This is a genomic window from Lysobacter niastensis (assembly GCF_031457115.1).
Taxonomy (GTDB): domain Bacteria; phylum Pseudomonadota; class Gammaproteobacteria; order Xanthomonadales; family Xanthomonadaceae; genus Lysobacter_J; species Lysobacter_J niastensis_A.
Genome location: NZ_JAVDVY010000002.1, coordinates 590081 through 611157 on the forward strand (window position 1 = coordinate 590081; position 21077 = coordinate 611157).

General features: G+C 66.3%; 20 protein-coding genes. 12 read left to right on the forward strand and 8 right to left on the reverse strand.

Annotated features, from left to right (window positions below):
- Positions 1-10 precede the first annotated feature (10 nt).
- Complete coding sequence (locus tag J2X06_RS11905; RefSeq protein ID WP_310062687.1) at positions 11-2788, forward strand: valine--tRNA ligase; 2778 nt, start codon at positions 11-13, stop codon at positions 2786-2788.
- A 69-nt stretch (positions 2789-2857) separates the two neighbouring features.
- Here the strand turns inward: J2X06_RS11905 and J2X06_RS11910 are convergent, their stop codons facing one another.
- From J2X06_RS11910 to pssA, 4 genes are all read right to left on the reverse strand, one after another.
- Complete coding sequence (locus tag J2X06_RS11910) at positions 2858-3316, reverse strand: hypothetical protein (RefSeq protein ID WP_310062690.1); 459 nt, start codon at positions 3314-3316, stop codon at positions 2858-2860.
- 75 nt (positions 3317-3391) lie between these two features.
- The gene (rimI, locus tag J2X06_RS11915; RefSeq protein WP_310062692.1) at positions 3392-3883 is read right to left on the reverse strand and encodes a ribosomal protein S18-alanine N-acetyltransferase; all 492 of its coding nucleotides are present in this window, start codon (positions 3881-3883) and stop codon (positions 3392-3394) included.
- Entirely contained in the window at positions 3880-4251 is a 372-nt protein-coding gene (locus tag J2X06_RS11920) for an alanine acetyltransferase (RefSeq protein WP_310062694.1), read from the reverse strand. Before J2X06_RS11920 ends, rimI begins: the two co-directional genes overlap by 4 nt.
- Positions 4248-5024 carry a CDP-diacylglycerol--serine O-phosphatidyltransferase gene (pssA, locus tag J2X06_RS11925; protein WP_310062696.1) on the reverse strand — a complete coding sequence of 259 codons (777 nt, stop codon included), beginning with the start codon at positions 5022-5024 and terminating at the stop codon, positions 4248-4250. Before pssA ends, J2X06_RS11920 begins: the two co-directional genes overlap by 4 nt.
- Before the next feature lie 81 nt (positions 5025-5105).
- Here pssA and J2X06_RS11930 point away from each other — a divergent pair, with 81 nt between their 5' ends.
- The 4 genes from J2X06_RS11930 to J2X06_RS11945 all read left to right on the forward strand — a co-directional run bounded on the left by J2X06_RS11930 (position 5106) and on the right by J2X06_RS11945 (position 8105).
- Entirely contained in the window at positions 5106-5540 is a 435-nt protein-coding gene (locus J2X06_RS11930; RefSeq protein WP_310062698.1) for a DUF4124 domain-containing protein, read from the forward strand.
- 4 nt (positions 5541-5544) lie between these two features.
- Positions 5545-5820 (forward strand): DUF4124 domain-containing protein, encoded by a 276-nt coding sequence (locus tag J2X06_RS11935; protein WP_310062699.1) that lies wholly within the window; start codon positions 5545-5547, stop codon positions 5818-5820.
- A gap of 70 nt (positions 5821-5890) precedes the next feature.
- Positions 5891-7624: a proline--tRNA ligase gene (locus J2X06_RS11940; protein WP_310063623.1), complete on the forward strand. Its 1734-nt coding sequence runs from the start codon at positions 5891-5893 to the stop codon at positions 7622-7624.
- A gap of 112 nt (positions 7625-7736) precedes the next feature.
- Complete coding sequence (locus tag J2X06_RS11945; RefSeq protein WP_310062700.1) at positions 7737-8105, forward strand: H-NS histone family protein; 369 nt, start codon at positions 7737-7739, stop codon at positions 8103-8105.
- A 411-nt stretch (positions 8106-8516) separates the two neighbouring features.
- On the opposite strand, the gene J2X06_RS11950 is transcribed toward J2X06_RS11945, so the two are convergent.
- A complete protein-coding gene (locus tag J2X06_RS11950) occupies positions 8517-9767 on the reverse strand; it encodes a threonine/serine ThrE exporter family protein (RefSeq protein WP_310062702.1) in 1251 nt (416 codons plus the stop codon).
- 119 nt (positions 9768-9886) lie between these two features.
- Between J2X06_RS11950 and J2X06_RS11955 the strand changes: the two genes are divergently transcribed.
- Genes J2X06_RS11955 through J2X06_RS11970 form a run of 4 tightly spaced genes read left to right on the forward strand, consistent with a single transcriptional unit; the run spans position 9887 to position 13416 of the window.
- Entirely contained in the window at positions 9887-11008 is a 1122-nt protein-coding gene (locus tag J2X06_RS11955) for an ABC transporter permease (RefSeq protein WP_310062704.1), read from the forward strand.
- Positions 11008-11814, forward strand: a complete 807-nt coding sequence (locus J2X06_RS11960; RefSeq protein WP_310062706.1) for an ABC transporter ATP-binding protein — start codon at positions 11008-11010, stop codon at positions 11812-11814. Before J2X06_RS11955 ends, J2X06_RS11960 begins: the two co-directional genes overlap by 1 nt.
- A 1-nt stretch (position 11815) precedes the next feature.
- Positions 11816-12742 carry an MlaD family protein gene (locus tag J2X06_RS11965; RefSeq protein WP_310062708.1) on the forward strand — a complete coding sequence of 309 codons (927 nt, stop codon included), beginning with the start codon at positions 11816-11818 and terminating at the stop codon, positions 12740-12742.
- Positions 12742-13416, forward strand: a complete 675-nt coding sequence (locus J2X06_RS11970; protein WP_310063625.1) for an ABC-type transport auxiliary lipoprotein family protein — start codon at positions 12742-12744, stop codon at positions 13414-13416. Before J2X06_RS11965 ends, J2X06_RS11970 begins: the two co-directional genes overlap by 1 nt.
- A 22-nt stretch (positions 13417-13438) precedes the next feature.
- On the opposite strand, the gene J2X06_RS11975 is transcribed toward J2X06_RS11970, so the two are convergent.
- Positions 13439-14029: an alpha-ketoglutarate-dependent dioxygenase AlkB family protein gene (locus J2X06_RS11975; RefSeq protein WP_310062710.1), complete on the reverse strand. Its 591-nt coding sequence runs from the start codon at positions 14027-14029 to the stop codon at positions 13439-13441.
- 91 nt (positions 14030-14120) lie between these two features.
- Between J2X06_RS11975 and J2X06_RS11980 the strand changes: the two genes are divergently transcribed.
- Entirely contained in the window at positions 14121-15740 is a 1620-nt protein-coding gene (locus tag J2X06_RS11980; protein WP_310062711.1) for an electron transfer flavoprotein-ubiquinone oxidoreductase, read from the forward strand.
- 32 nt (positions 15741-15772) lie between these two features.
- Positions 15773-18613: a rhamnan synthesis F family protein gene (locus J2X06_RS11985; RefSeq protein ID WP_310062713.1), complete on the forward strand. Its 2841-nt coding sequence runs from the start codon at positions 15773-15775 to the stop codon at positions 18611-18613.
- 33 nt (positions 18614-18646) lie between these two features.
- Here the strand turns inward: J2X06_RS11985 and J2X06_RS11990 are convergent, their stop codons facing one another.
- Entirely contained in the window at positions 18647-19273 is a 627-nt protein-coding gene (locus J2X06_RS11990; RefSeq protein WP_310062715.1) for a CoA transferase subunit B, read from the reverse strand.
- Positions 19274-19298: 25 nt separating this feature from the next.
- Positions 19299-20021, reverse strand: coding sequence for a CoA transferase subunit A (locus tag J2X06_RS11995; RefSeq protein WP_310062717.1), 723 nt, complete (start codon positions 20019-20021; stop codon positions 19299-19301).
- Positions 20022-20150: 129 nt separating this feature from the next.
- On the opposite strand from J2X06_RS11995, the gene J2X06_RS12000 reads away from it, so the two are divergent.
- On the forward strand, positions 20151-21071 hold the full coding sequence (locus J2X06_RS12000; protein WP_310062719.1) for an ATP-grasp domain-containing protein: 921 nt from the start codon (positions 20151-20153) through the stop codon (positions 21069-21071).
- The last annotated feature ends 6 nt before the right edge of the window (positions 21072-21077 follow it).

The window sequence follows — 21077 nt, forward strand, 5'->3', positions numbered from 1 at the left end:
CGGACCCCCCATGACCCACACCCTCGCCCCCAGCTACGACCCCAAGCAGTTCGAAGCCCGCCTCTACGAGGAGTGGGAGCGCAGCGGCGTATTCCAGCCCAGCGGCAAGGGCGAGCCCTACACCATCCTGCTGCCGCCGCCGAACGTCACCGGCACGCTGCACATGGGCCATGCGTTCCAGCACACGTTGCAGGACGCGCTGATCCGCTACCACCGCATGCGTGGCTACGACACGTTGTGGCAGATGGGCACCGACCACGCCGGCATCGCCACCGAGATGGTGGTGGCGCGCAACCTCGGGCGCGAGGGCATCACCCGCGACGAACTGGGTCGCGACGGCTTCATCGCCAAGGTCTGGGAGTGGAAGCAGCATTCCGGCGACACCATCGAGCGGCAGATGCGCCGCCTGGGCACGTCGGGCGACTGGACGCGCAGCGTCTTCACGATGGACCCGATGGCCGCACAGGCCGTGGTCGAGTCCTTCGTGCGCCTGCACGCACAGGGCCTGATCTATCGGGGCCAGCGCCTGGTCAACTGGGATCCGGTGCTGAAGACGGCGATCTCGGACCTGGAAGTGGTCAACGAGGAAGAAGACGGCTTTCTGTGGTCGATCAGCTACCCGCTGAGCGACGGCAGCGGCGAACTGGTCGTCGCCACCACGCGCCCGGAAACCATGCTAGGCGACGTCGCGGTGATGGTGCATCCGCAGGACGAGCGCTACACGCACTTGATCGGCAAGACCGTGGCGCTGCCCCTGAGCGGGCGCGAGATTCCGGTCATCGCCGACGACTACGTCGAGCGCGAGTTCGGCACCGGCGTGGTCAAGGTCACCCCGGCGCACGACTTCAACGATTACGCCGTCGGACAGCGCCATGGCTTGCCGCTGATCAACATCTTCACCCGGGTCGCGGCGGTGAACGACAACGCGCCTGAGAAATACCGCGGCCTGGACCGCTATGCGGCGCGCAAGGTCGTGCTCGCCGACCTGGAGGCTGAAGGCCGCCTGGTCGAGACCAAGCCGCACAAGTTGCAGGTGCCGCGCGGCGACCGCACCGGCCAGGTGATCGAGCCGTACCTGACCGACCAGTGGTTCGTGAAGATGGACGGTTTGGCCAAGCGCGGCCTGGAACTCGTCGAGAGCGGCGACGTGAAGCTCGTTCCTTCGAACTGGATCAACACCTACCGCCACTGGATGGAAAACATCCAGGACTGGTGCATCAGCCGTCAGCTCTGGTGGGGCCATCGCATCCCGGCGTGGTACGACGACGACGGCCACATCTACGTCGGCCGCAGCGAAGCCGAAGTGCGCGAGAAGCACGACCTCGGCCACGAAGTGGCGCTGTCGCAGGACAGCGATGTGCTGGAGACCTGGTTCTCGTCGCAGTTGTGGCCGTTCTCGACCATGGGCTGGCCCGACCAGCAGCGCATGGATGAGCGCGGCTATGACCGCTACCTGCCGTCGAGCGTGCTGGTCACGGGCTTCGACATCATCTTCTTCTGGGTCGCGCGCATGATCATGGCGACCGACCACTTCACCGGACGCGTGCCGTTCAACGACGTCTACATCACAGGTCTCGTCCGCGACAAGGACGGCCAGAAGATGTCCAAGTCCAAGGGCAACATCCTCGATCCGCTCGATCTGATCGACGGCATCTCGCTTGAGGACCTGTTGTCCAAGCGCACCACCGGCCTGATGCAGCCGAAGATGGCCGAGAAGATCGAGAAGGCCACGCGCAAGGAGTTCCCGGAGGGCATCCCGGCCTTCGGCGCCGACGCGCTGCGCTTCACCATCGCCGCGCTGGCCACGCACGGACGCGACATCCGGTTCGACCTCGGCCGCGCCGAAGGCTACAAGAACTTCTGCAACAAACTGTGGAACGCGACGCGCTTCGTACTGATGAACACCGAAGGTTTCGTCGCTCAAGGTGCTCCGGCACCGCGCACCGACGCCGAACGCTGGATCCTCGCACAGCTGGCGAAGACCACGGCCGAAGCGGCGCAGCATTTCGCTTCCTACCGCTTCGACCTGCTGGCGCAGTCGCTGTACGAGTTCGCGTGGAACGATTTCTGCGACTGGTTCGTCGAGCTGGCCAAGCCTGCCCTCAACGGCGACGACGCCGCGGCGGCCGACAGCACGCGCCACACGTTGTTGTACGTGCTCGAACGCCTGTTGTCGCTGTTGCACCCTCTGATCCCGTTCGTCACCGAGGAACTGTGGTTGGCCGTCTCGCCGCGCCTGGATCTGGCCGAGGCGACGCTGATGCTGCGCCCGTATCCGCTGGCCGGCGATTTCGCCGGGCAGGATTACGCTGCCGCCGAAACCGACATCGAATGGCTCAAGGCGATGGTCACCGCATTGCGCAAGATCCGCAGCGAACTCAATGTCACGCCGTCGAAGACCGTGCCGCTGCTGCTGGTCGATGCCAGCGCTGCCGATCGCGACCGCGCCGCACGCTTCGACTCGCAGCTGCGCTTCCTGACGCGCCTGGAGGCCATCGAAGTGCTGGCCGACGCACACGCCGCCCCGGCGGCCGCGACGGCGGTGGTCGGAGAGCTCAAGTTGCTGGTGCCGCTGGAAGGCCTGGTGGACCTGAGCGCCGAGCGCACGCGCCTGGACAAGGAACTCAAGCGCGTCGAAGGCGAGATCGCCAAGTGCCACAACAAGCTGGCCAGCGAGACGTTCGTCGCCAACGCTCCGCCTGCGGTGGTGGAGCAGGAGCGCAAGCGCCTGGCCGACTGGAACCTGCAGCGCGAAGCATTGGCCGCGCAGCGCGCGAAGCTGGGCTGAACCACTCGGTTGGCCCTCCCGCCTGCGGCGCCCGAAAGGGTGTCCGAAGGTGGGAGGGGTTTCAAAACCTCATTCGCCCTCGAACGCCTCGCGTGAGGACACTTCGACCGGCTTGCCGCTGCGCGAACGCGCTTCGAGTTCCTCCACATCGACGAACACGAGCTGGCATTGCCCCGGTTCGACCAGACGGATCGCCGCGCCGCGAAGTTTCACGTACACGGGTTTGCGGCTCTGCTTGCCGTTTCGCGTGAAGTACACGCCCTGATGCGAGCGCAGCACTACCGCATTGGCGCCTTGCGCGAGGCCGGCATTGGCCAGCTTCGTCATCGCCCGGCCGTAGTCCACGAGCGGCACGTTGATGTCGGCGGTGCTCTCGTTCACGCGTGAGCCGGCGTCGATCTCGACCGATCCCAGCTTCTCGTGGTCGCACCCCGGCGACTCCCACAAAACCGGTACGTCCATCGCTTCGGCGGCGTGCAGCGGCGCGGTCAAGGCGAACGCACACATCAGCCAGAGGGTCGGTGCCAAGCGCATGCAGGTTCCTTTTGCGGGATGGGCGGCGCGTTCGAGTGTCGCGCGCGCGGACATCGCGTGGCAATGGCCCTACTCGGGCGGCAGCAATTCGATCGCCATCACCAGCGCATCCTCGCGGCCGTCGCGTGCCGGGTAGTAGCGCGGGCGGCGTCCGATCTCGTTGAAGCCCTCGGAATAGTAGAGGGCGATCGCTCCGCCATTGGATGGCCGCACTTCGAGGAATACGCGCTCGGCATGGCGGCCGCGCGCGATGTGCAGCAGCGCGCGCAACAGGTGCCGGCCAAGGCCGCGACCCTGCACGCCCGGGTCGACGCAGACATTGAGCACATGGGCCTCGCCGGCGGCGATGCTCATCAGGAAGTAGCCGACGATGCGGCCGTCCTGCAGCAGCACCCAGGCCGGATAGTCGGCGCGCAGGCAGTCGCGGAAGATGCCCACCGACCAGGGGAACTCGTAAGAGCGCACTTCGACCGCATGCACCGCGTCGAGGTCTTCCTCGCGCATCGGCCGCAGCGCCGTCGGCGCCGCCAGCGGACGAGAATCGGCCGCCAGGGCGCTCATTCTCCCTCCAGCGGCCGGCGCAGCCGGCGCAGTTGCGGCCACAGCGCACGCTTGGCTACGGCGTTGCCGCGCAGCGCCGACGGATCGGGCAACAGCGCCGACACGGCGACATCGCCGGCGGCGCGGTTGGCGGCGCGCAGGATCGCCTGCATGAGGCGCTCCTGCGCCGTGGCCGCAGGAGCGCGCGGCGCCGAGACCTGACGCGGCCGCTCTGTACGCTCGGGCGTCGCCGGCTTCAGCAGCGCCGCGGCCTCGTGGATCGGAGTCGTGGCCTCCGCCGAAGGAGCGTCCGCTGCCGCCAAGGTCCAGACCTGGTGCCCCATGGCCTGCAACCATTGCGTCTGCTCGGCGCTCCACGGCGTGCTCATGGCACGATCCCGTTGGCAGGGCTGCGGCGCAGGCGGCGGTAGGCGGCATGGAGCGGCCCCGACAGCGCATATGCCACGCCGATGGTCAGCAGCACGCTGGGCGGGTCGATCGCGATGGCGACCACCGTCGCCAACACCACGATGATCGCCAGGAACGGGACGCGATCGTGGCGCGGGCCAGCGCCCTTGAAGCTGAAGTAGCGGATCCGGCTGACCATCAACAGGCCTGCCGTCACCGTCACGGCGAGTGCGGCATAGCGCAAGTGCTCGCCGGTGTAGCCCAGGTCGTGGCAGGTCCAGACGAAAGCGGCCACCATGCCGGCCGCAGCCGGGCTGGCCAGGCCGATGAACCAGCGCTTGTCGACCTGCCCGACCTGCGAGTTGAACCGCGCCAGCCGTAGCGCGGCGCAAGCGGCGTACAGGAATGCGGCGATCCAGCCGATCTTGCCCGGTATCGGGCCGTCGAGTTTCATCGACGACAGGGCCCAGTGATAGGTCACCAACGCCGGCGCCAGGCCGAAGCTGATCAGGTCGGCGAGCGAGTCGTACTGCATGCCGAACTCGCTCTGGGTGTTGGTCAGGCGCGCGACGCGGCCGTCCACGCCGTCCAGGATGGCGGCGATGAACACGGCGATGCAGGCGTCGTCGAAACGGCCCTGGGTGGCGGCGATGATCGCGTAGAAGCCGGCGAACAGGCCGCCGGTGGTGAACAGGTTGGGCAGCAGATAGATGCCGCGCCCCCGCGGTCGGGGCGTTTGTTGCGTCTGGTCCATCTTTACAGTTTAACGGCTTGCCTCGCCGACGCGGCGGTGCTGCAATCGGATCTCGGTGTCCCTCCCATCCGGAGCTGCTCCATGTCCCGTCCTCGTGCTTCGCAATCGCGCGCGCTGCCCCTGCTGGCCGCCGCCCTGCTCGCCGTCGCGTGCCCGGCGATCGCCGGCGAGGTCTACCAGTGGAAGGACGCCAAGGGGGTCACCCACTACTCGGACTCGCCGCCTCCCAACAAAGCCGATTACCGCAACCGTTCCGTGCGAAGCGATGCGCCCGCGCCACCGGAGGCGGCCGCCGCAGCCAAGCCGGCCGATTCCAGGCCGGCCGACAGCTCGCAGTGCGTGATGGCGCGACAGAACCTGGACCGCCTCAAGAGCAACGCTCCGGTGGGCCTGGATGCCAACAACGACGGCAAGCCCGACGCCGAAATGGACGCCGGACAGCGCGCCGCCCAGGTCCAGCTGGCCGAGGCCGGCATCAAGGCCTGGTGCACCCCGACGGTCGCCGTCAAGCCGTAACCGCATGCGGCTGACCTGGGCCATCGTCGCCGGTATCGCCCTGGGTGGCGGGCTGGCGTGGTGGTCGACGCGGGACACCGCCGAGGACACCCAGCGCAAGCAACTGCGAGCCGCCGCCGCGCGCGCCGCCCAGGCGGAGGACGCGCGGCCGTCGCTGTACCGCTGGCGCGATGCGCAGGGCCGCCTGCACGTGGCCGAACAGCCGCCCAAGACCGGCCGCTACGAGCGCATCGACCGCGAGCCCCGCCCCGGCGTCGAGATCGACGGCGGCCACCTCTGACCGCGTGAGTTCGCGCCGGCGCCCCCGGCACGGCAAAATGGCCGCTTCCCTACGCCCCGAAGTGCCGCCGATGCGCCTGTCGCAGTTCCATCTCCACACCAGCAAGGAAACCCCCGCCGAAGCCGAGATCGTCAGCCACAAGCTGATGCTGAAGGCCGGCATGATCCGCAAGCTCGCCGCCGGCCTCTACACCTGGTCGCCGCTGGGCCTGCGGGTGCTGCGCAAGGTCGAACGCGCGGTGCGCGAGGAGATGAACGCTGCCGGCGCCATCGAGGTGCTGATGCCCTCGGTACAGCCGAAGGAACTGTGGGAGGAGACCGGACGCTGGGAGAAGTTCGGCGGCCAGTTGCTGAAGATCCAGGACCGCAAGGAAGCCTGGTACTGCTATGGCCCCACGCACGAGGAAGTCATCACCGACTTCGCCCGCAACGAGCTGGCCAGCTACAAGCAGTTGCCGGTCAACTTCTATCAGATCCAGACCAAGTTCCGCGACGAGATCCGCCCGCGTTTCGGCGTGATGCGCGCGCGCGAATTCCTGATGAAGGACTCCTACTCGTTCCACCTCACCGACGAGGACCTTGGACTCGAGTACCGCAACATGTACGACACCTACGGCCGAATCTTCACCCGCCTGGGCCTGAAGTTCCGCGCCGTGGCGGCCGATTCGGGCGCGATCGGCGGCGCGGTTTCGCATGAGTTCCACGTGCTGGCCGATTCGGGCGAGGACGCGATCGCCTTCTCCAGTGGTTCGGATTACGCCGCCAACATCGAACTGGCCGAAGCGGTCTCGCCAGGCGCGCGTCCGGCTGCGCAGGAAGGGATGCGCAAGATCGATACACCGACGCAGAAGACCTGCGAGGACGTCGCCGCGCTGATGGGCATCGCGCTGCAGCGCACGGTCAAATCGGTGGCGCTGATGGGCGTGGATACCGAAGGCGGCAAGACTGATGAAGGCAGTCAGTTCGTGCTGGCGCTGGTGCGCGGCGACCATGTCGTCAACGAGATCAAGTTGTCCAAGCTGGCCGGCCTGGGCGAGTATCGACTGGCGACCGAAGAGGAAATCGACCAGCACCTGGGCAGCGAGCCCGGATTCCTGGGCCCGGTCGCTCCGAAGAAGGCGATCCGCGTTGTCGCCGATCGCAGCGTCGCGGCGATGGCCGACTTCGTGGTCGGTGCCAACGAGAAGGGGTTCCATCTTGCTGGCGTCAACTGGGGCCGCGACCTGCCCGAACCGCACGACGTCGCCGACATCCGCAACGTGGTCGAAGGCGATGCCTCGCCGGATGGCCATGGCACGCTGGGCATCGCCCGCGGCATCGAGGTCGGCCATGTGTTCCAGCTCGGCCGCAAGTACGCCGAGGCGATGAAGCTGACCGTGCTCGATGCAAACGGCAAGGCGGCCACGCCGGCGATGGGCTGCTACGGCATCGGTGTCTCGCGGATAGTGGCAGCGGCGATCGAGCAGAACCACGACGACAACGGCATCGCCTGGCCCGAAGCGATGGCGCCGTGGAACGCCGTGGTGTGCGTGATCAACCCGAAGAACGATGCCGCCGTGGCCGAAGCCGCGTTGGCGCTGTATGCGGAACTCAACGCGGCCGGCGTGGAAACCGCGCTCGACGACCGCGGCCTGCGCCCAGGGGCGATGTTCGCGGATATCGAGCTGATCGGCATCCCACACCGCATCGTGGTATCGGAGCGCGGACTGGCGGCTGGGAGTTTCGAATATCGCCATCGCCTGGCCAGCGAAGCCGAGAATCTCGACCGCGCCGCGGTATTCGCCCGGCTCGCGCCAAAACCGTGACGGCGGACATCGAAGTATTTACTCCGGGATTTACGGGAATATAGGGCCGGATTATGATCCGGCGGTCGGCCACGGATCGGCCCATAATCCTTGCCATATTCCCGGAGGTTTCATGTCGATCGATCTCAACTCGCTGTCCCCGAAAGAGCTCGACTCGCTGATCAGCCAGGCGAAGAAGCGCAAGACCACGCTGAGCAAGCGCAAGCCGGTCGCCGTGGTGCGCAACAAGCTGACCCAGCTGGCCAAGGCCGAGGGCTACAGCATCGCCGAATTGTTCGGGGGTGGCGGCCGCGCGGCCAAGGCCCCGGCGGCTGCCAGGAGCGCGGGGCGCAAGCCGGGCAAGGCGCTGGGCAAGGTCGCCGCGAAGTACCGCAACCCGGCCAACCCCGGCGAAACCTGGACCGGCCGCGGCAAGCAGCCGCGCTGGCTGGCGGCCCATACCGCCGCCGGGCGCAAGCTCGAGGATTTCCTGATCAAGTGACGGGATTGCTCCAGTGCTCCAGTAAAGAGTCAAAACGCCGGCCTTGGGCCGGCGTTTTTTCTGGGACCAAGTTTTGTTTTATCTCTGGCTTGAACAGCCGTCGCACATGGGACGTGCGCCGTTTTTCGACCGAACCATGGATGGCGAGTCGAAAAATCCCCTTTCCCTTTCCGGTCTCGGGTTGATTTGTCGACGGGCCGTTTCTTTTGATTACTTTCTTTGGCCAGCAATGAACAGTGACCCAGCACCGGCAGCGGACCAAAGCTGGCCGTTAACTCCAAATGCACGAGCAACGGCAAAAGTGGATCCCAGCTTTCTCTGGATGACGGCCTTGGCCATCGGAACGATGGCGCGAGGGCGAGCCGAAAAATCTCCGGAACGCGCACAGCCGCAGCCTACTCAACACCCCGCCTAAAGATTCCGTCGCGCCGGCAACAGCAGATTGCCCAGCAGCAATCCCGCGATCAGCGCCAGCAGGATGTTCAGCACCGCCAGCAACGCGTCCTGCCCCGCATCGACATCCTGTTGCTGGATCAAGGTCAACAAACCGCGCAGGCTGACGCTGCCCGGCACCAGCATGATGATGCCGGGCACACGGATGATCGCGCCCGGACGATGCCACCAACGCGCATAGGCATTGCCGGCCGCGGTCACCACCAGCGCGGCGAGGAAGATGCCGGCGGGGCTGCCAAATGCCTGTCCGCCGAAGCGCGAAATCAGGTACCCCCCCGCAGCGGCGGCCATCACTTTCGGATAGTCGCGCCGATGCGCGCGGAACAGCACGGCGAAAGCGAACGCGGCGATCGCCAGCGACACCCATTCCACCCACTGGTCCTGCGGCCTGGATGCGCGCACCTGCGGATGCAGGCCGATCAGGTCGGCGACGTACAGCGTGATCGCGGTACCGATCGCCATCTTGAGCACGGTCGTGACCGCGCCGGCAAAACGTGCGGTGCCGGACACCAGGTGCTGGCTGGTCAACTCGTTCATCGCGTTGGTCAACGACAGGCCCGGCAGCAGCACGATCAGCGATGCGATGATCACCGTGTTCTGGTTGAGCGGCGCGACCAGGGATGCGACCAGCAACGTCACGCTGGCCGCGATCATGGCGGTGACCGCCTCGAGTGCCTCCTTGACGGTGGGCCGCGACTCGGACAACTGCACGAACAGCCCGATCAGCAGCCCGTTGAGGCCGGCCACGCCGATATCGAGCCAGGGCAACCGCAACACGCCGGCGATGCCCGTCGCCGCCAGTCCGAAGCCCAGGACCTGCATGGCACGGTGGCGCCGCGATGGCGGCCGATCCAGCGCGTTCATCTGCGCATGCGCCTCGGCCAGGCCCAGCTGCCCGGCCATCACGTCCTCGGCGATGCGATCGGTTTCGGCCAGCCGGTAGAGATCGGTCTCCCCGGGCGGTAGCCGGATCACGCGCGTGGTGTCGCTGTCGCCGAGGGGCCGCTTCGGATCGCTGAAGGTCAGGATCATCCCCGTCGGATTGGACCAGGGTTCGCATTCCAGCTTCAGCCGATGCGCGACCGCGGTCACCGCGCCTTCAAGGCGTTGCGCGGTCGTGCCGTACGCGTGCAGGCGCTCGGCCAACTCGACGACGAAGTTGATCCTGTCGGCGTAACTGACGGAACTCAGGGGTGCGGGGCTTTGCATGGCGCGAAGCATCGCACGCGCGCACATGGCCATGACAGGTGGCGCGGCGCGATCCCCGCGGCACCCACGCGATGCTCACGAAGCAGGGGCGAGCCTGTATCCTGCATCCCGAGGCCCCGATGACCGTTACCTCAGCGACTACGCCACCGCAGATCGCCCTCGACGGCCAACCGCCGTCGCGGTTGCGATTGAGCGGAAGCTGGACCCTCGAGCACGCCCTCGCCATCGGCGATCTGCTGGCGAGTGCGCCGCGCGAAGCGGCCATCATCGACGCGACCGGCGTCGATCGCCTGGATACGGCTGCCGTATTGCAGTTGCTGCGCTTCGCCAGGCGCCGCGAACTCGATTTCACCGACTTCACCTTCCACGACTCGCACCGCGCCCTGGTGGAAGCGATCGAGGACGTCGCCGACGACCGGCCCAAAGGGCGGCGTGAATATGGCGTGTCGGCCGCACTGGCCCGCCTGGGCTACGCCGTCAAGGACGACTGGAACGAGGCGCGGGCGCTGATCGGCTTCTTCGGCGAGGTGCTGATGAAGCTGATCCGGATGTTCCGCGAGCCGACCCGGTTCCGTCCGACCGCGACGGTCTTCCACATGGAGCAGGTAGGCCTCGATGCGGTGCCGCTGGTGGCGCTGCTGTGCTTCCTGGTCGGCGCGGTGGTGGCCTTCCTGGGCTCCAACATCCTTCGCGACTTCGGCGCCACGATCTACGTCGTGGAACTGGTCAGCATCGCCTTCCTGCGCGAGTTCGGCGGCCTGCTGACCGCGATCATCCTGGCCGGACGCACCGCCAGCGCGTTCACCGCGCAGATCGGCGCGATGGTGAGCCGCGAGGAGGTCGATGCGATCCGCACGCTCGGCATGGACCCGATCGACCTGCTGGTGATCCCGCGCGTGCTGGCGCTGCTGATCATGCTGCCGCTGCTGACCTTCGTGGCCATGGTCTTCGGCCTGCTCGGCGGCCTGGTGGTCGGCGCCTACGGCCTGGACATCCCGCCCCAGCAATACCTGGCACGCATGCACGACACGATGGAACTGCGCCACTTCCTGGTCGGCCTCGCCAAGGCGCCGTTCTTCGCGCTGGTCATAAGCCTGATCGGCTGCCTGGAAGGCCTGCAGGTGGAAGGCACCGCGCAATCGGTCGGCGAGCGCACCACGTCGAGCGTGGTGCAGGCCATCTCGATCGTGATCGCGATCGACGCATTCGCGGCGATCTGGTTCATGGAGATGGGCTTCTGATGGCCGCGCAGCTTTCCCCCGCCAACGAGCCCGCAGCCCCGATCGTGCGCGTGCGCGGCCTTACCAACCGCTTCGGCGAGCAGGTCGTGCACGAAGACCTCGACCTGGATGTGCGGCCCGGCGAGATCCTCGGCGTGGTGGGCGGGTCCGGCTCGGGCAAGTCGGTGCTGATGCGTTCGATCCTGGCCCTGCGCACGCCCGATGCGGGAGAGATCGAAGTATTGGGCCTGGATGCGCGCAGCGACGATCCGGAGCTGCGGCGCATGATCGAGCGCAACACCGGCGTGCTGTTCCAGGACGGCGCCCTGTTCTCCTCGCTGACCGTCGGCGAGAACGTGCAGGTCCCCCTCAAGGAGTACCACGCCGATCTGCCCGACAGCTGGCGCTACGAACTGGCGCTGCTGAAGGTGAAACTGGCGGGGCTTCCCGCCGATGCGATCAACAAGCTGCCCTCGCAACTGTCCGGAGGCATGCGCAAGCGCGCCGGCCTGGCGCGTGCGCTGGCGCTGGATCCACCGCTGCTGTTCCTGGACGAGCCCACCGCCGGGCTCGACCCGATCGGCGCGGCCGCCTTCGACCGCCTTATCCGCACGCTGCAGCAGGCACTGGGTCTGACGGTGTTCCTGATCACGCACGATCTGGACACCCTGTACGCTATCTGCGACCGCATCGCCGTGCTGGCCGACCGCAAGGTCATCGCCTGCGCGCCGCTGCACGAGGTCGAACAGATCGATCACCCGTGGATACAGGAGTACTTCCACGGACCACGCGCGCGAGCCGCGCGCGACGCTCGCGAGGGCAGCTGACATGGAAACCAAGGCCAATTACGTCCTCATCGGTGCGTTCACGCTGATCGTGACGCTGTTGCTGCTGCTGTTCGCGCTGTGGGCCGCCAAGTATTCGTCTGAAAAGGAATGGCGCCAGTACGCGGTGATCTTCAACGAGCCGGTCACCGGCCTGTCGGAAGGCAGCTCGGTCCAGTACAACGGCATCTCGGTCGGAACCGTGGAGACCCTTCGCCTGGCACCCGACGACCCGCGTCGCGTGCTGGCCCAGTTGCGCCTGCAGGCCAACACGCCGGTCAAGGCCGACACCCGCGCCAAGATCTCGATCCCGAGCATCACCGCCACGCCGATCATCCAGCTCACCGGCGGCAGCCCGGGCAGTCCGGCCCTGTCCGATGTCGATCGTCGCGAGATCCCGGTGATCCAGACCGAGGCTTCCGCCCTGCAGAACATCGCCGACACCGCCAACCGCCTGGTCGCGCGCATGGACCAGGTGCTCAGCGACGAGAACGTCCGGCACGTGTCCGCCACGCTGGAGAACATTGAGGCGCTGACTGGCTCGATTGCGGCCCAGCGCGAGGACCTGCGCGCGTTGATCGCCAATGCGCGCCAGTCGAGCGAGCAACTCAGCAAGACGCTGACCACGACCAATCGCGCCATCGAGGACGTCGATCGCGAACTGGTCGACAAGCTGCCCGGCCTCATCGCCAAGCTCGACAGCACGCTCGGCAAGCTCGATTCGACCGCCGATGGCGCCAATGGCATCCTCACCGACAACCGCGCCGCCATCCGCAACTTCACTACCGATGGCCTGGGCCAACTCGGCCCGACCCTTACCGAGTTGCGCGCCCTCGTGCACGACCTGCGCAGGATCAGCGACCGCCTCGACAACAACCCCACCCGCTACCTGCTCGGACGCGACACGCCCAAGGAGTTCGAACCGCAATGATGCTGCGATCGTCCACATCCGGTATCCGACGCACGTTGCGCGTGCTGCGCCTGGGTTTCGGCGTAGCGCTGGTGGCGCTGGCCTGCGGCTGCACCTCGCTGCTGATCAGCGACAAGCCACGCGACCCGAGCACGATCTATGCGCCCGACCCCCGCGTGCAGGCCGATCCCGCCTGGCCAACGGTGCCCTGGCAACTGATGATCGCCTCGCCCACCGCGCCACGGCCGATAGACAGCCTGCGCATCGCCGTCAGGCCCAGTCCCAACGAAATGCAGATCTACAAGGGCGCGCGCTGGGCCAAGTCGCCCACGACAATGCTCGAGGATGCCCTGCTGCGCACGCTCGAGGACTCGGGCCGGATCGCGGCCGTGGCCCGCCAGGGCAGCGGGATCGATCCCGACTACAAGCTGGTGCTCGATCTGCGCCGCTTCGAATCCGACTACGCACAGGCTTCCGTACCGGCGGCCACGATCGAAGTGTCGGCCAAACTGATGGATGCCCGGTCCCAGAAAGTGGTCGCCTCGCGTACCTTCCTGGAGGCCACGCCGGCCGCCAGCACGGGGGTACCGGATGTGGTGGCGGCGTTCGAGCAGTCGCTGGCCTCGATCACCCGCGGCCTGGCCGGCTGGACGCTGACCAACGGCGCGAGTCCGGCGGGCGCCCCCGCCCGTTAGCAGGACCCGCAATTCCCGGGCACTAACCGGGCAGGATCCGGCGGAATGTCAGGTTGATGCGTTCACCCACCGGCTTGACCGTGCGCGGCAGGCAGTGGCGGTAAAAACGCTGGGTATCCCCCGCCATTACCAGCAGCGAGCCGTGCGGGAGCTCCAATGACAGCCTCCGTTCCGGCTGCTGGCGGTGCCGGAAGGCGAAGCGCCGCGCCGCGCCCAGGCTGATCGAGGCGATGACCGGTTGTGCCCCCAGCTCGGGTTCGGCGTCGCTGTGCCAGCCCATCGCATCGCGGCCGTCGCGGTAGAGGTTGGCCAGCACGCTGTTGAAGCCCTGCCCCAGCGCCTGCACCAGACGAAGGCGTACCGGCCGGAGGGCATCGGGCCATGGCCGGGGTTCGAAACGGACGCCCGAGTAGCGGTAGCTGGCCTCCGGATCGCCGATCCAGCAGCTCAGCCGGGGGGAGTCGACCTCGCGGCCGAACAGCCGGATGCGATGGACCTCCCACGCGACCTGCTCCCGCAGTGCGATGAACAGCGCGTCGGCCTCGTCCACCCCCAGCCAGTGGGGGTCGAAAGCAAGTTCGGCATCGGCCAATGGCAACGCGGACAGGGCCATGGGGGCACGCTAGCACGCGGATTTGCCGCACCTGCCGCAAACCCGCGACAATCCCATCTTGTAGTCAGTCAGCCGCAAGCGGAGTCGCCACATGAGCCAGCAGGACAGCGCGATCGAACGCGACGTCATGGAATACGACGTCGTCACCGTCGGTGCCGGTCCCGCCGGCTTGTCGTTCGCCATCCGGCTCAAGCAACTGAATCCGGAGATCTCGGTCTGCGTGATCGAGAAGGCCTCGACGATTGGCGCCCATATCCTTTCGGGCGCGGTGATCGAGCCCGGCCCGCTGGACGCACTGCTGCCGGGCTGGCGCGACAATCCGCCGCCGATCTGTGTGCCGGCAAAGGATGACGAGTTCTGGCTGCTCACCCATTCGGGCCACCGCCGCCTGCCGATCCCTCCGGGTATGCACAACGAAGGCAACTTCATCGTCAGCCTGGGCGCAATGTGCGCATGGCTGGCGCCACAGGCCGAGGCGCTTGGCGTGGAGATCTATCCGGGCTTTGCCGCGTCCGAGACGCTGCACGACGAGACCGGCAAGGTCGTCGGCGTGCGCATCGGCGACATGGGCGTGGCCAAGGACGGATCCCACAAGCCCGGCTACACCCCGGGCATCGACATCCGCGCCAAGGTCACCGTGCTCGCCGAGGGCGCACGCGGCCACCTGACCAAGCGCCTGGTCAAGCAATTCAAGCTCGATGCCGACAGCGACCCGCAGGGCTACTCGATCGGCATCAAGGAGCTGTGGCAGGTGCCCGAGGACCGGGTGCAGCCCGGCAAGATCGTGCACAGCTTCGGCTGGCCCGCGGACAGCCAGGTGTACGCCGGCGGCTTCGTGTATCACCTCGACAAGGGCCGCGTCGCCCTGGGCTATGTCAGCGGCCTGGATTACAAGGATCCGGATTACAAGCCGTGGGAAGCCTTCCAGCAGTGGAAGAACCACCCGCTCAACAAGCCGCTGCTCGAAGGCGGCAGCATCCTCTCGGCCGGCGCACGCGCCATCGTCACCGGCGGCTGGCAGTCGCTGCCCAAGGTCGAGATGCCCGGCGCACTGCTGATCGGCGACACAGCCGGCCTGCTCAACGTGCCCAAGATCAAGGGCACGCATCAGGCGATCCGCTCGGGCATGCTCGCCGCCGAACACCTGGTCGCCTCGCAGTTGGCGCCCGAGGGCTTCGACGCCAGGCTGCGCGCCTCCGATGCGATGGCCGAGTTGAAGAAGGTCCGCAACATCAAGCCCGGTTTCAAGCGCGGGCTGTGGTTCGGCATGCTCAACGCCGCATGGGAAACCATCACCGCCGGCCTGTCGCCGTGGACGCTGAAGAACAAGGCGGACTGGTCGACGTTGAACAAGGCCGGCGAGTACGAGCAACCCAAGCGCGACTATCTCGTTCGGACCTTGGCCCCACGCGATCGTCTGCAAGGCGTGTATTTCGCCGCAACCGAGCACGATGAGGACCAGCCCGTGCACCTGAGGGTGCGCGACACCTCGATCTGCGTGACCCGCTGCGCCGAGGAGTACGACAACCCCTGCACGCGCTTCTGCCCTGCCGCCGTCTACGAAATTGTCGCCGACGAATCGGGCAAGCGGCTGCAGATCAACGCGGCCAACTGCGTGCATTGCAAGACCTGCGACATCAAGGACCCGTACGAGATCATCGACTGGGTGACGCCGGAGGGTGGGTCGGGACCGAACTACCAGAACCTTTGACAGTCCTTACCTTCGTTAAAGCGTCACTCTGAATGGCCAGATCACTTGGCAACGTAATCACGGCCGCGCGCGGTGCCATCGACCGGCACGGCGGGGGCTGGTCCGGAACCTGTGCAGTCTTGCGAAGGAGCTACAAGGTCTTTCGTGCGTTGGGCTTGCGGGGCCTCCTGCGACGCGTCGGCGGGGCGGCCATCCGTACATCGGCGCCGCCTGCGCCTTTGCCGGATGTTGCCTTTCCGCGACCGGCTCCGATCGAACAGGTCACGCTGAAGACCGGGGTGATGGCCCACGTCTTCTATCCCGACCTCATCGAAGAATTCGCCGAGTATCTGCAGCACATTCCCGTCCCCTTCGTGCTGATGGTCTCCGTCATGGATCAGGATGCCAGGGACAAGGCGGAAGCGCGGTTCTCGCGGCTCAGCCAGGTTTCTGCCCTGCACATCCGCATCGTTCCCAACCGTGGACGCGATATCGCGCCGATGCTGGTGACATTCCGCGACGAAATCCTGGCGCTGGACCTGGTCTGTCATATCCACACCAAGAAATCGCTCTATACCGGCAATGAACAGGAGAACTGGCGCCGCTATCTGCTGCAGTCCCTGCTCGGCACGCCAAGTCGCGTTGGCTGGATCATCGGATTATTCCAAGCCATGCCGGAGTTGGGCATGGTCTATCCTGAAAGCTTCCGGTCGGTCTCCCTTGCGGCGCATACATGGCTCAGCAATGCAGAGCGCGCGCGAGAGATCGGGGATCGCCTCGGCATTGCCATCAACCCCAGCGAATATCTGGACTTCGCGGCCGGCTCCATGTTCTGGGCTCGGGTCGATGGCATTCGACCGCTTTTCGAACTCGGCCTGACGCTTTCGAGCTTCCCCGAAGAAGCCGGACAGAACGACGGCACCTTGCAACATGCCATCGAGCGCATGCTGGCGCAGATGGTCAGGCATCGGAAGATGTTGCTCGGCATCCTCCCCGCAAACGGCGACCTTGAGCCTCGCACCGAAGGCGCGAGGAATTGGCACGCCTATTTCGATACTCCGGTCGGCGAGCAGATAGTCGCGCGCTCAATAGATGCTGATGTGGTTTCGTTCGATGTTTTCGACACGCTGGTCGTGCGCCCCTTCCTGACACCTGCCGGATCGCTCGCGTATCTGGAGCATCGCGTAAGGCAGCGCTTTGGAGTCGACGGTTTCGCGTTGCTGCGCACGCGAGCCGAATCGCGGGCCAGAGCACGCGCTGGCGTCGACGTCAGCCTGGCGACCATCTACGCAACGCTTGCCGAACTCCCGGAAGCCAAGGAACTGGACGCTGCCGCTCTCCAACAAATGGAACTTGACCTGGAGCGGAACCAGCTCCGTGCCAGGGCGGCAATCAGCGAATGTGCCGCGCGCGCAGCCCGCGAAGGGAAACGAGTCGTCGCCGTCTCCGACATGTATCTGAGCGAAGCGACCTTGCGGGATCTGCTCCCCACCTCCGTAAGCGAGGCGATGGAGCGGATTTACGTCTCGTGCGACACCGGCTGGCGCAAGGATACTGGCGAAGCCTGGAAGCAGCTGCCGGCCAACCTCGGCGAGCACACCGGGGCGTGGCTCCATGTAGGCGACAACGAGCACTCGGACAAACAGATCCCGCACGATCTCGGGTTTCTGCCCCCCGTCCATGTACTACGACCGTCTTCGCTTCTGGAAGTAGTTCCGGCATTGCGGCTCCTGCGGCCGACAGCGGAACAAGCGGCACGGTGGCCCGAGCAGCTGTGGCTTGGCCTGCTGGCCAACCGTTTCAGCCAGTTGGCGGACCTGGCTCCGGATGCTTTCAGCGACACCATCCGACTGGATGAACCCGAGATGCTGGGATATGCCGTCTTTGGACCGCTGATCCTGGATTACCTGACCTGGACAACCCGACTGGCCTTGGAGCAGGGAGCCGAAAAGATCCTGTTCCTGAGCCGTGAAGGCTATTTGCTACACCAGGCCTTCAAGGCATTGCAGCCATATATTCCTGCGGCAGCTTCTTTGGAAGGGACGTATCTGTTGGCCTCTCGTCGCGCGGTCGGCACGGCGACGCTGCGCAGCATCGATGATGTGGACCACATCCTGGGTGGAACCTTCACCGGCTCATTGCACCAACTCGTAAGCGCACGAATGGGACAGCAGATCGCCGAAGCGGTGACGGTCGTCCTCGGAGAGGAAGCCGCGCGAACGGAAGTCTTCCTGCCGGAAATGAGAGCGGCAGTCATCGGAATGCTTCGGCCTGCCGCAAGTCGCATCCTCGGCCTTGCGAACATCGAACGCGAGGCCTATCTCGCGTACTGGTCAAGCCAGGTCGGCCAGTCGCGCGTGATCCTGTCTGATGTTGGATACGCAGGCACCATCCAGACCCACCTGGCACGACTGACTGGGCTCACCTTGTCTGGCGCCTACTTCGCCCTCAACGCGCAAGCCGGTCAGACAGGCTTGCATGGGGGGCAGGCCCGTGCGCGGTTCCATGACCAACGGCATCAGCCTGGCGAGTCGTGCGCTGTATTGCGTTACGACCTTCTGCTGGAATCCATACTGACCGCGCCAACAGCGCAGTTCTCTCACTTCAAGGCCGACAGCGACGGATTGCGACCACATTATGTGGGTGAAGGGCGACGCTCTTTCGCCCATGTATCACGGGTCCACAAGGGCGTCGAAGCCTTCATCCGGGATGTCGGCAACGTGGTGGGATCGGACGCATTGCATATGGAGTTCGATCCGGCGCTGGTGCAGCAGCCGCTGCATTGCCTGGGAGCCGGCCAATGGCGTGCCGGCGCCTGGTACCACGATCTGCTTGTGGACGATCACTACACCGGGCGCGGAGCCGTTGCGATCGAACGAACCGCTCCCGGTTAGCCCGCGCCCCATCCATTGAGCCCAGCGGCGGCCTTAAGCGAATGGCACGCCAGTTTTGGCGCGCAATTCGTCTTCGCTGACGTCCGGCGCGAGTTCGACCAGCTTGAGACCGCCGTCGGTCACGTCCATCACCGCCAACTCCGTGATGATCCGGTTGACGACACCGACGCCGGTGAGCGGCAACGTGCATTCGGGAAGGATCTTGTGCTCGCCGCTCTTGGCGGTGTGCTCCATCAGCACGACCACGCGCTTGACGCCGGCGACCAGATCCATCGCGCCGCCCATGCCCTTGACCATCTTGCCGGGCACCATCCAGTTGGCGAGGTCGCCCCGCTCGGTCACCTGCATCGCGCCGAGGATGGCCAGGTCGATATGGCCGCCGCGGATCATCGCGAAGGAATCGTGGCTACCGAAGTAGCTCGCACCGGCCCGCGCCGTGACGGTCTGCTTGCCGGCATTGATCAGGTCGGCGTCGACGTCGGCTTCGGTCGGGAACGGGCCGATACCGAGCAGGCCGTTCTCCGACTGGAGCCAGACGTCCATCCCATCCGGAATGAAGTTGGCCACCAGCGTCGGCAGGCCGATGCCGAGGTTCACGTAGGCGCCGTCGGTGAGTTCGCGGGCGGCGCGCTGCGCCATCTGGTCGCGGGTCCAAGCCATGGTGTCGGGTCCTGTAGTCGTGTGGTCAGCCGGCGCGCACGGTGCGCTGCTCGATGCGCTTTTCGGGCGCCGGGTTGTGGACGATGCGATCCACGTAGATGCCCGGAAGGTGCACGTGATCCGGATCGATGTCGCCGACCTCGACGAGCTGCTCGACTTCGGCGATGCACACCGCACCCGCCATCGCGCAGGCCGGATTGAAGTTGCGCGCCGTCTTGCGGAACACGAGGTTGCCGGCCTGGTCGGCCTTCCACGCCTTCACCAGCGACACATCGGCCTTGAGCGCGGTTTCCAGCACGTAGTGGTGGCCGTCGAACTCGCGCGTCTCCTTGCCGTCGGCGACGATGGTGCCGAAGCCGGTGCGGGTGAAGAACGCCGGGATCCCGGCGCCGCCGGCCCGCAGGCGCTCGGCCAGCGTGCCCTGCGGGTTGAACTCCAGCTCGAGTTCGCCGGACAGGTACTGGCGTTCGAATTCCTTGTTCTCGCCCACGTAGGACGAAATCATCTTGCGGATCTGGCGCGTCCCCAGCAGTAGGCCGAGGCCGAAACCGTCGACGCCGGCGTTGTTGGAAATGGCGGTCAGCCCCTTCACCCCGGAATCCCGCAGCGCCTCGATCAGCGCCTCGGGGATGCCGCACAGGCCGAAACCGCCCACCGCGAGCGTCTGGCCGTCGGCCACCACGCCCTTCAGTGCGTCGGCGGCGCTGGGGAATAACTTTGTCTTGGCGCGCGTCGCGGCCTCGGCCATGGTCGGCTCCGTCGGGAGATCGTTGCGAGACGGGCAGTTTACTCCGTCGCAATGACGCGCCGCACCGTACTTTCGGGCATGGTGACGTGGTCGACTGCATGAACCGCCGGCAGCCCCTAGACTCCCGACATGCCTCGCCTCGCTCTAGCCACCGCGATCGCCGCCGCAGGCCTGGACGACGATCTTTCCCCACTCCTCGATGCCTGCACCCGCGCCGGCATCGATACCCAGGTGCGTGCCTGGGACGATCCGAGCGTCGCATGGGGCCGTTTCGACGCGGTGCTATTGCGCTCGACCTGGGACTACACCGACCGGCTACGCGAATTCCTGGACTGGTGCGCGCTCGTGTCGACGCAGACGCGCCTGATCAACCCGCTGCCCGTCGTGCTCTGGAACACCGACAAGCATTATCTGGCCGATCTGGCCGCACACGGCGTCGACGTGGTGGCGACCGGCTTCGTCGAACCCGACATGGAGCCCCTGCCCGCGCTGCAGGCCTTCCTCGCCGCGCATGCGCAGGTCGTGGAGTTCGTGGTCAAGCCTGCGGTGGGTGCGGGCTCGCGCGATGCCCAGCGCTATGCGCGCGAACAGGAGTTCGCCGCCGCCAACCACATTGCACGCCTTTTGGACGCCGACCGCAGCGTGATGCTGCAGCCTTATATGGCGTCGGTCGACCAAGATGGCGAAACCGCCCTGATGTACTTCGCTGGCACGTTCAGCCACGCGATCCGCAAGGGCCCACTGCTGCGGCGCGACGAGGGCCCCACTCCGCATCTGTTTGCAGCAGAGGCCATTACGCCACGCACGCCGGGCGAGGAAGAACTGACTCTCGCTGCGCGCGTGCTTGCGGCCACCGCGGCGTGCCTGCAACTCGATCGACCACTTCCTTACGCCCGCGTCGACCTGATCCGCGAAAGCGACGGCAGCCCGCGCCTGCTGGAGCTCGAGTTGTGCGAGCCGTCGTTGTTCCTGGTTCACGCCGAAGGCAGCGCCGATCGTCTTGCGGCGCTGCTGGCGGATGCGCTCGCCGCGAACACATCCGCCGCCTGATTCGTC

What these genes read in the sequence shown, in the direction of transcription:
- J2X06_RS11930 (WP_310062698.1), top strand. Translation starts at nt 5,106, where the DNA reads ATGTCCCGTCCTCGTGCTTCGCAATCGCGCGCGCTGCCCCTGCTGGCC.
- J2X06_RS12000 (WP_310062719.1), top strand. Translation starts at nt 20,151, where the DNA reads ATGCCTCGCCTCGCTCTAGCCACCGCGATCGCCGCCGCAGGCCTGGAC.
- J2X06_RS11970 (WP_310063625.1), top strand. Translation starts at nt 12,742, where the DNA reads ATGCTGCGATCGTCCACATCCGGTATCCGACGCACGTTGCGCGTGCTG.
- pssA (WP_310062696.1), bottom strand. Translation starts at nt 5,024, where the DNA reads ATGGACCAGACGCAACAAACGCCCCGACCGCGGGGGCGCGGCATCTAT.
- J2X06_RS11995 (WP_310062717.1), bottom strand. Translation starts at nt 20,021, where the DNA reads ATGGCCGAGGCCGCGACGCGCGCCAAGACAAAGTTATTCCCCAGCGCC.
- J2X06_RS11960 (WP_310062706.1), top strand. Translation starts at nt 11,008, where the DNA reads ATGGCCGCGCAGCTTTCCCCCGCCAACGAGCCCGCAGCCCCGATCGTG.
- J2X06_RS11985 (WP_310062713.1), top strand. Translation starts at nt 15,773, where the DNA reads ATGGCCAGATCACTTGGCAACGTAATCACGGCCGCGCGCGGTGCCATC.
- J2X06_RS11905 (WP_310062687.1), top strand. Translation starts at nt 11, where the DNA reads ATGACCCACACCCTCGCCCCCAGCTACGACCCCAAGCAGTTCGAAGCC.
- J2X06_RS11935 (WP_310062699.1), top strand. Translation starts at nt 5,545, where the DNA reads ATGCGGCTGACCTGGGCCATCGTCGCCGGTATCGCCCTGGGTGGCGGG.
- J2X06_RS11945 (WP_310062700.1), top strand. Translation starts at nt 7,737, where the DNA reads ATGTCGATCGATCTCAACTCGCTGTCCCCGAAAGAGCTCGACTCGCTG.
- J2X06_RS11955 (WP_310062704.1), top strand. Translation starts at nt 9,887, where the DNA reads ATGACCGTTACCTCAGCGACTACGCCACCGCAGATCGCCCTCGACGGC.
- J2X06_RS11920 (WP_310062694.1), bottom strand. Translation starts at nt 4,251, where the DNA reads ATGAGCACGCCGTGGAGCGCCGAGCAGACGCAATGGTTGCAGGCCATG.
- J2X06_RS11980 (WP_310062711.1), top strand. Translation starts at nt 14,121, where the DNA reads ATGAGCCAGCAGGACAGCGCGATCGAACGCGACGTCATGGAATACGAC.
- rimI (WP_310062692.1), bottom strand. Translation starts at nt 3,883, where the DNA reads ATGAGCGCCCTGGCGGCCGATTCTCGTCCGCTGGCGGCGCCGACGGCG.
- J2X06_RS11975 (WP_310062710.1), bottom strand. Translation starts at nt 14,029, where the DNA reads ATGGCCCTGTCCGCGTTGCCATTGGCCGATGCCGAACTTGCTTTCGAC.
- J2X06_RS11965 (WP_310062708.1), top strand. Translation starts at nt 11,816, where the DNA reads ATGGAAACCAAGGCCAATTACGTCCTCATCGGTGCGTTCACGCTGATC.
- J2X06_RS11990 (WP_310062715.1), bottom strand. Translation starts at nt 19,273, where the DNA reads ATGGCTTGGACCCGCGACCAGATGGCGCAGCGCGCCGCCCGCGAACTC.
- J2X06_RS11940 (WP_310063623.1), top strand. Translation starts at nt 5,891, where the DNA reads ATGCGCCTGTCGCAGTTCCATCTCCACACCAGCAAGGAAACCCCCGCC.
- J2X06_RS11950 (WP_310062702.1), bottom strand. Translation starts at nt 9,767, where the DNA reads ATGCAAAGCCCCGCACCCCTGAGTTCCGTCAGTTACGCCGACAGGATC.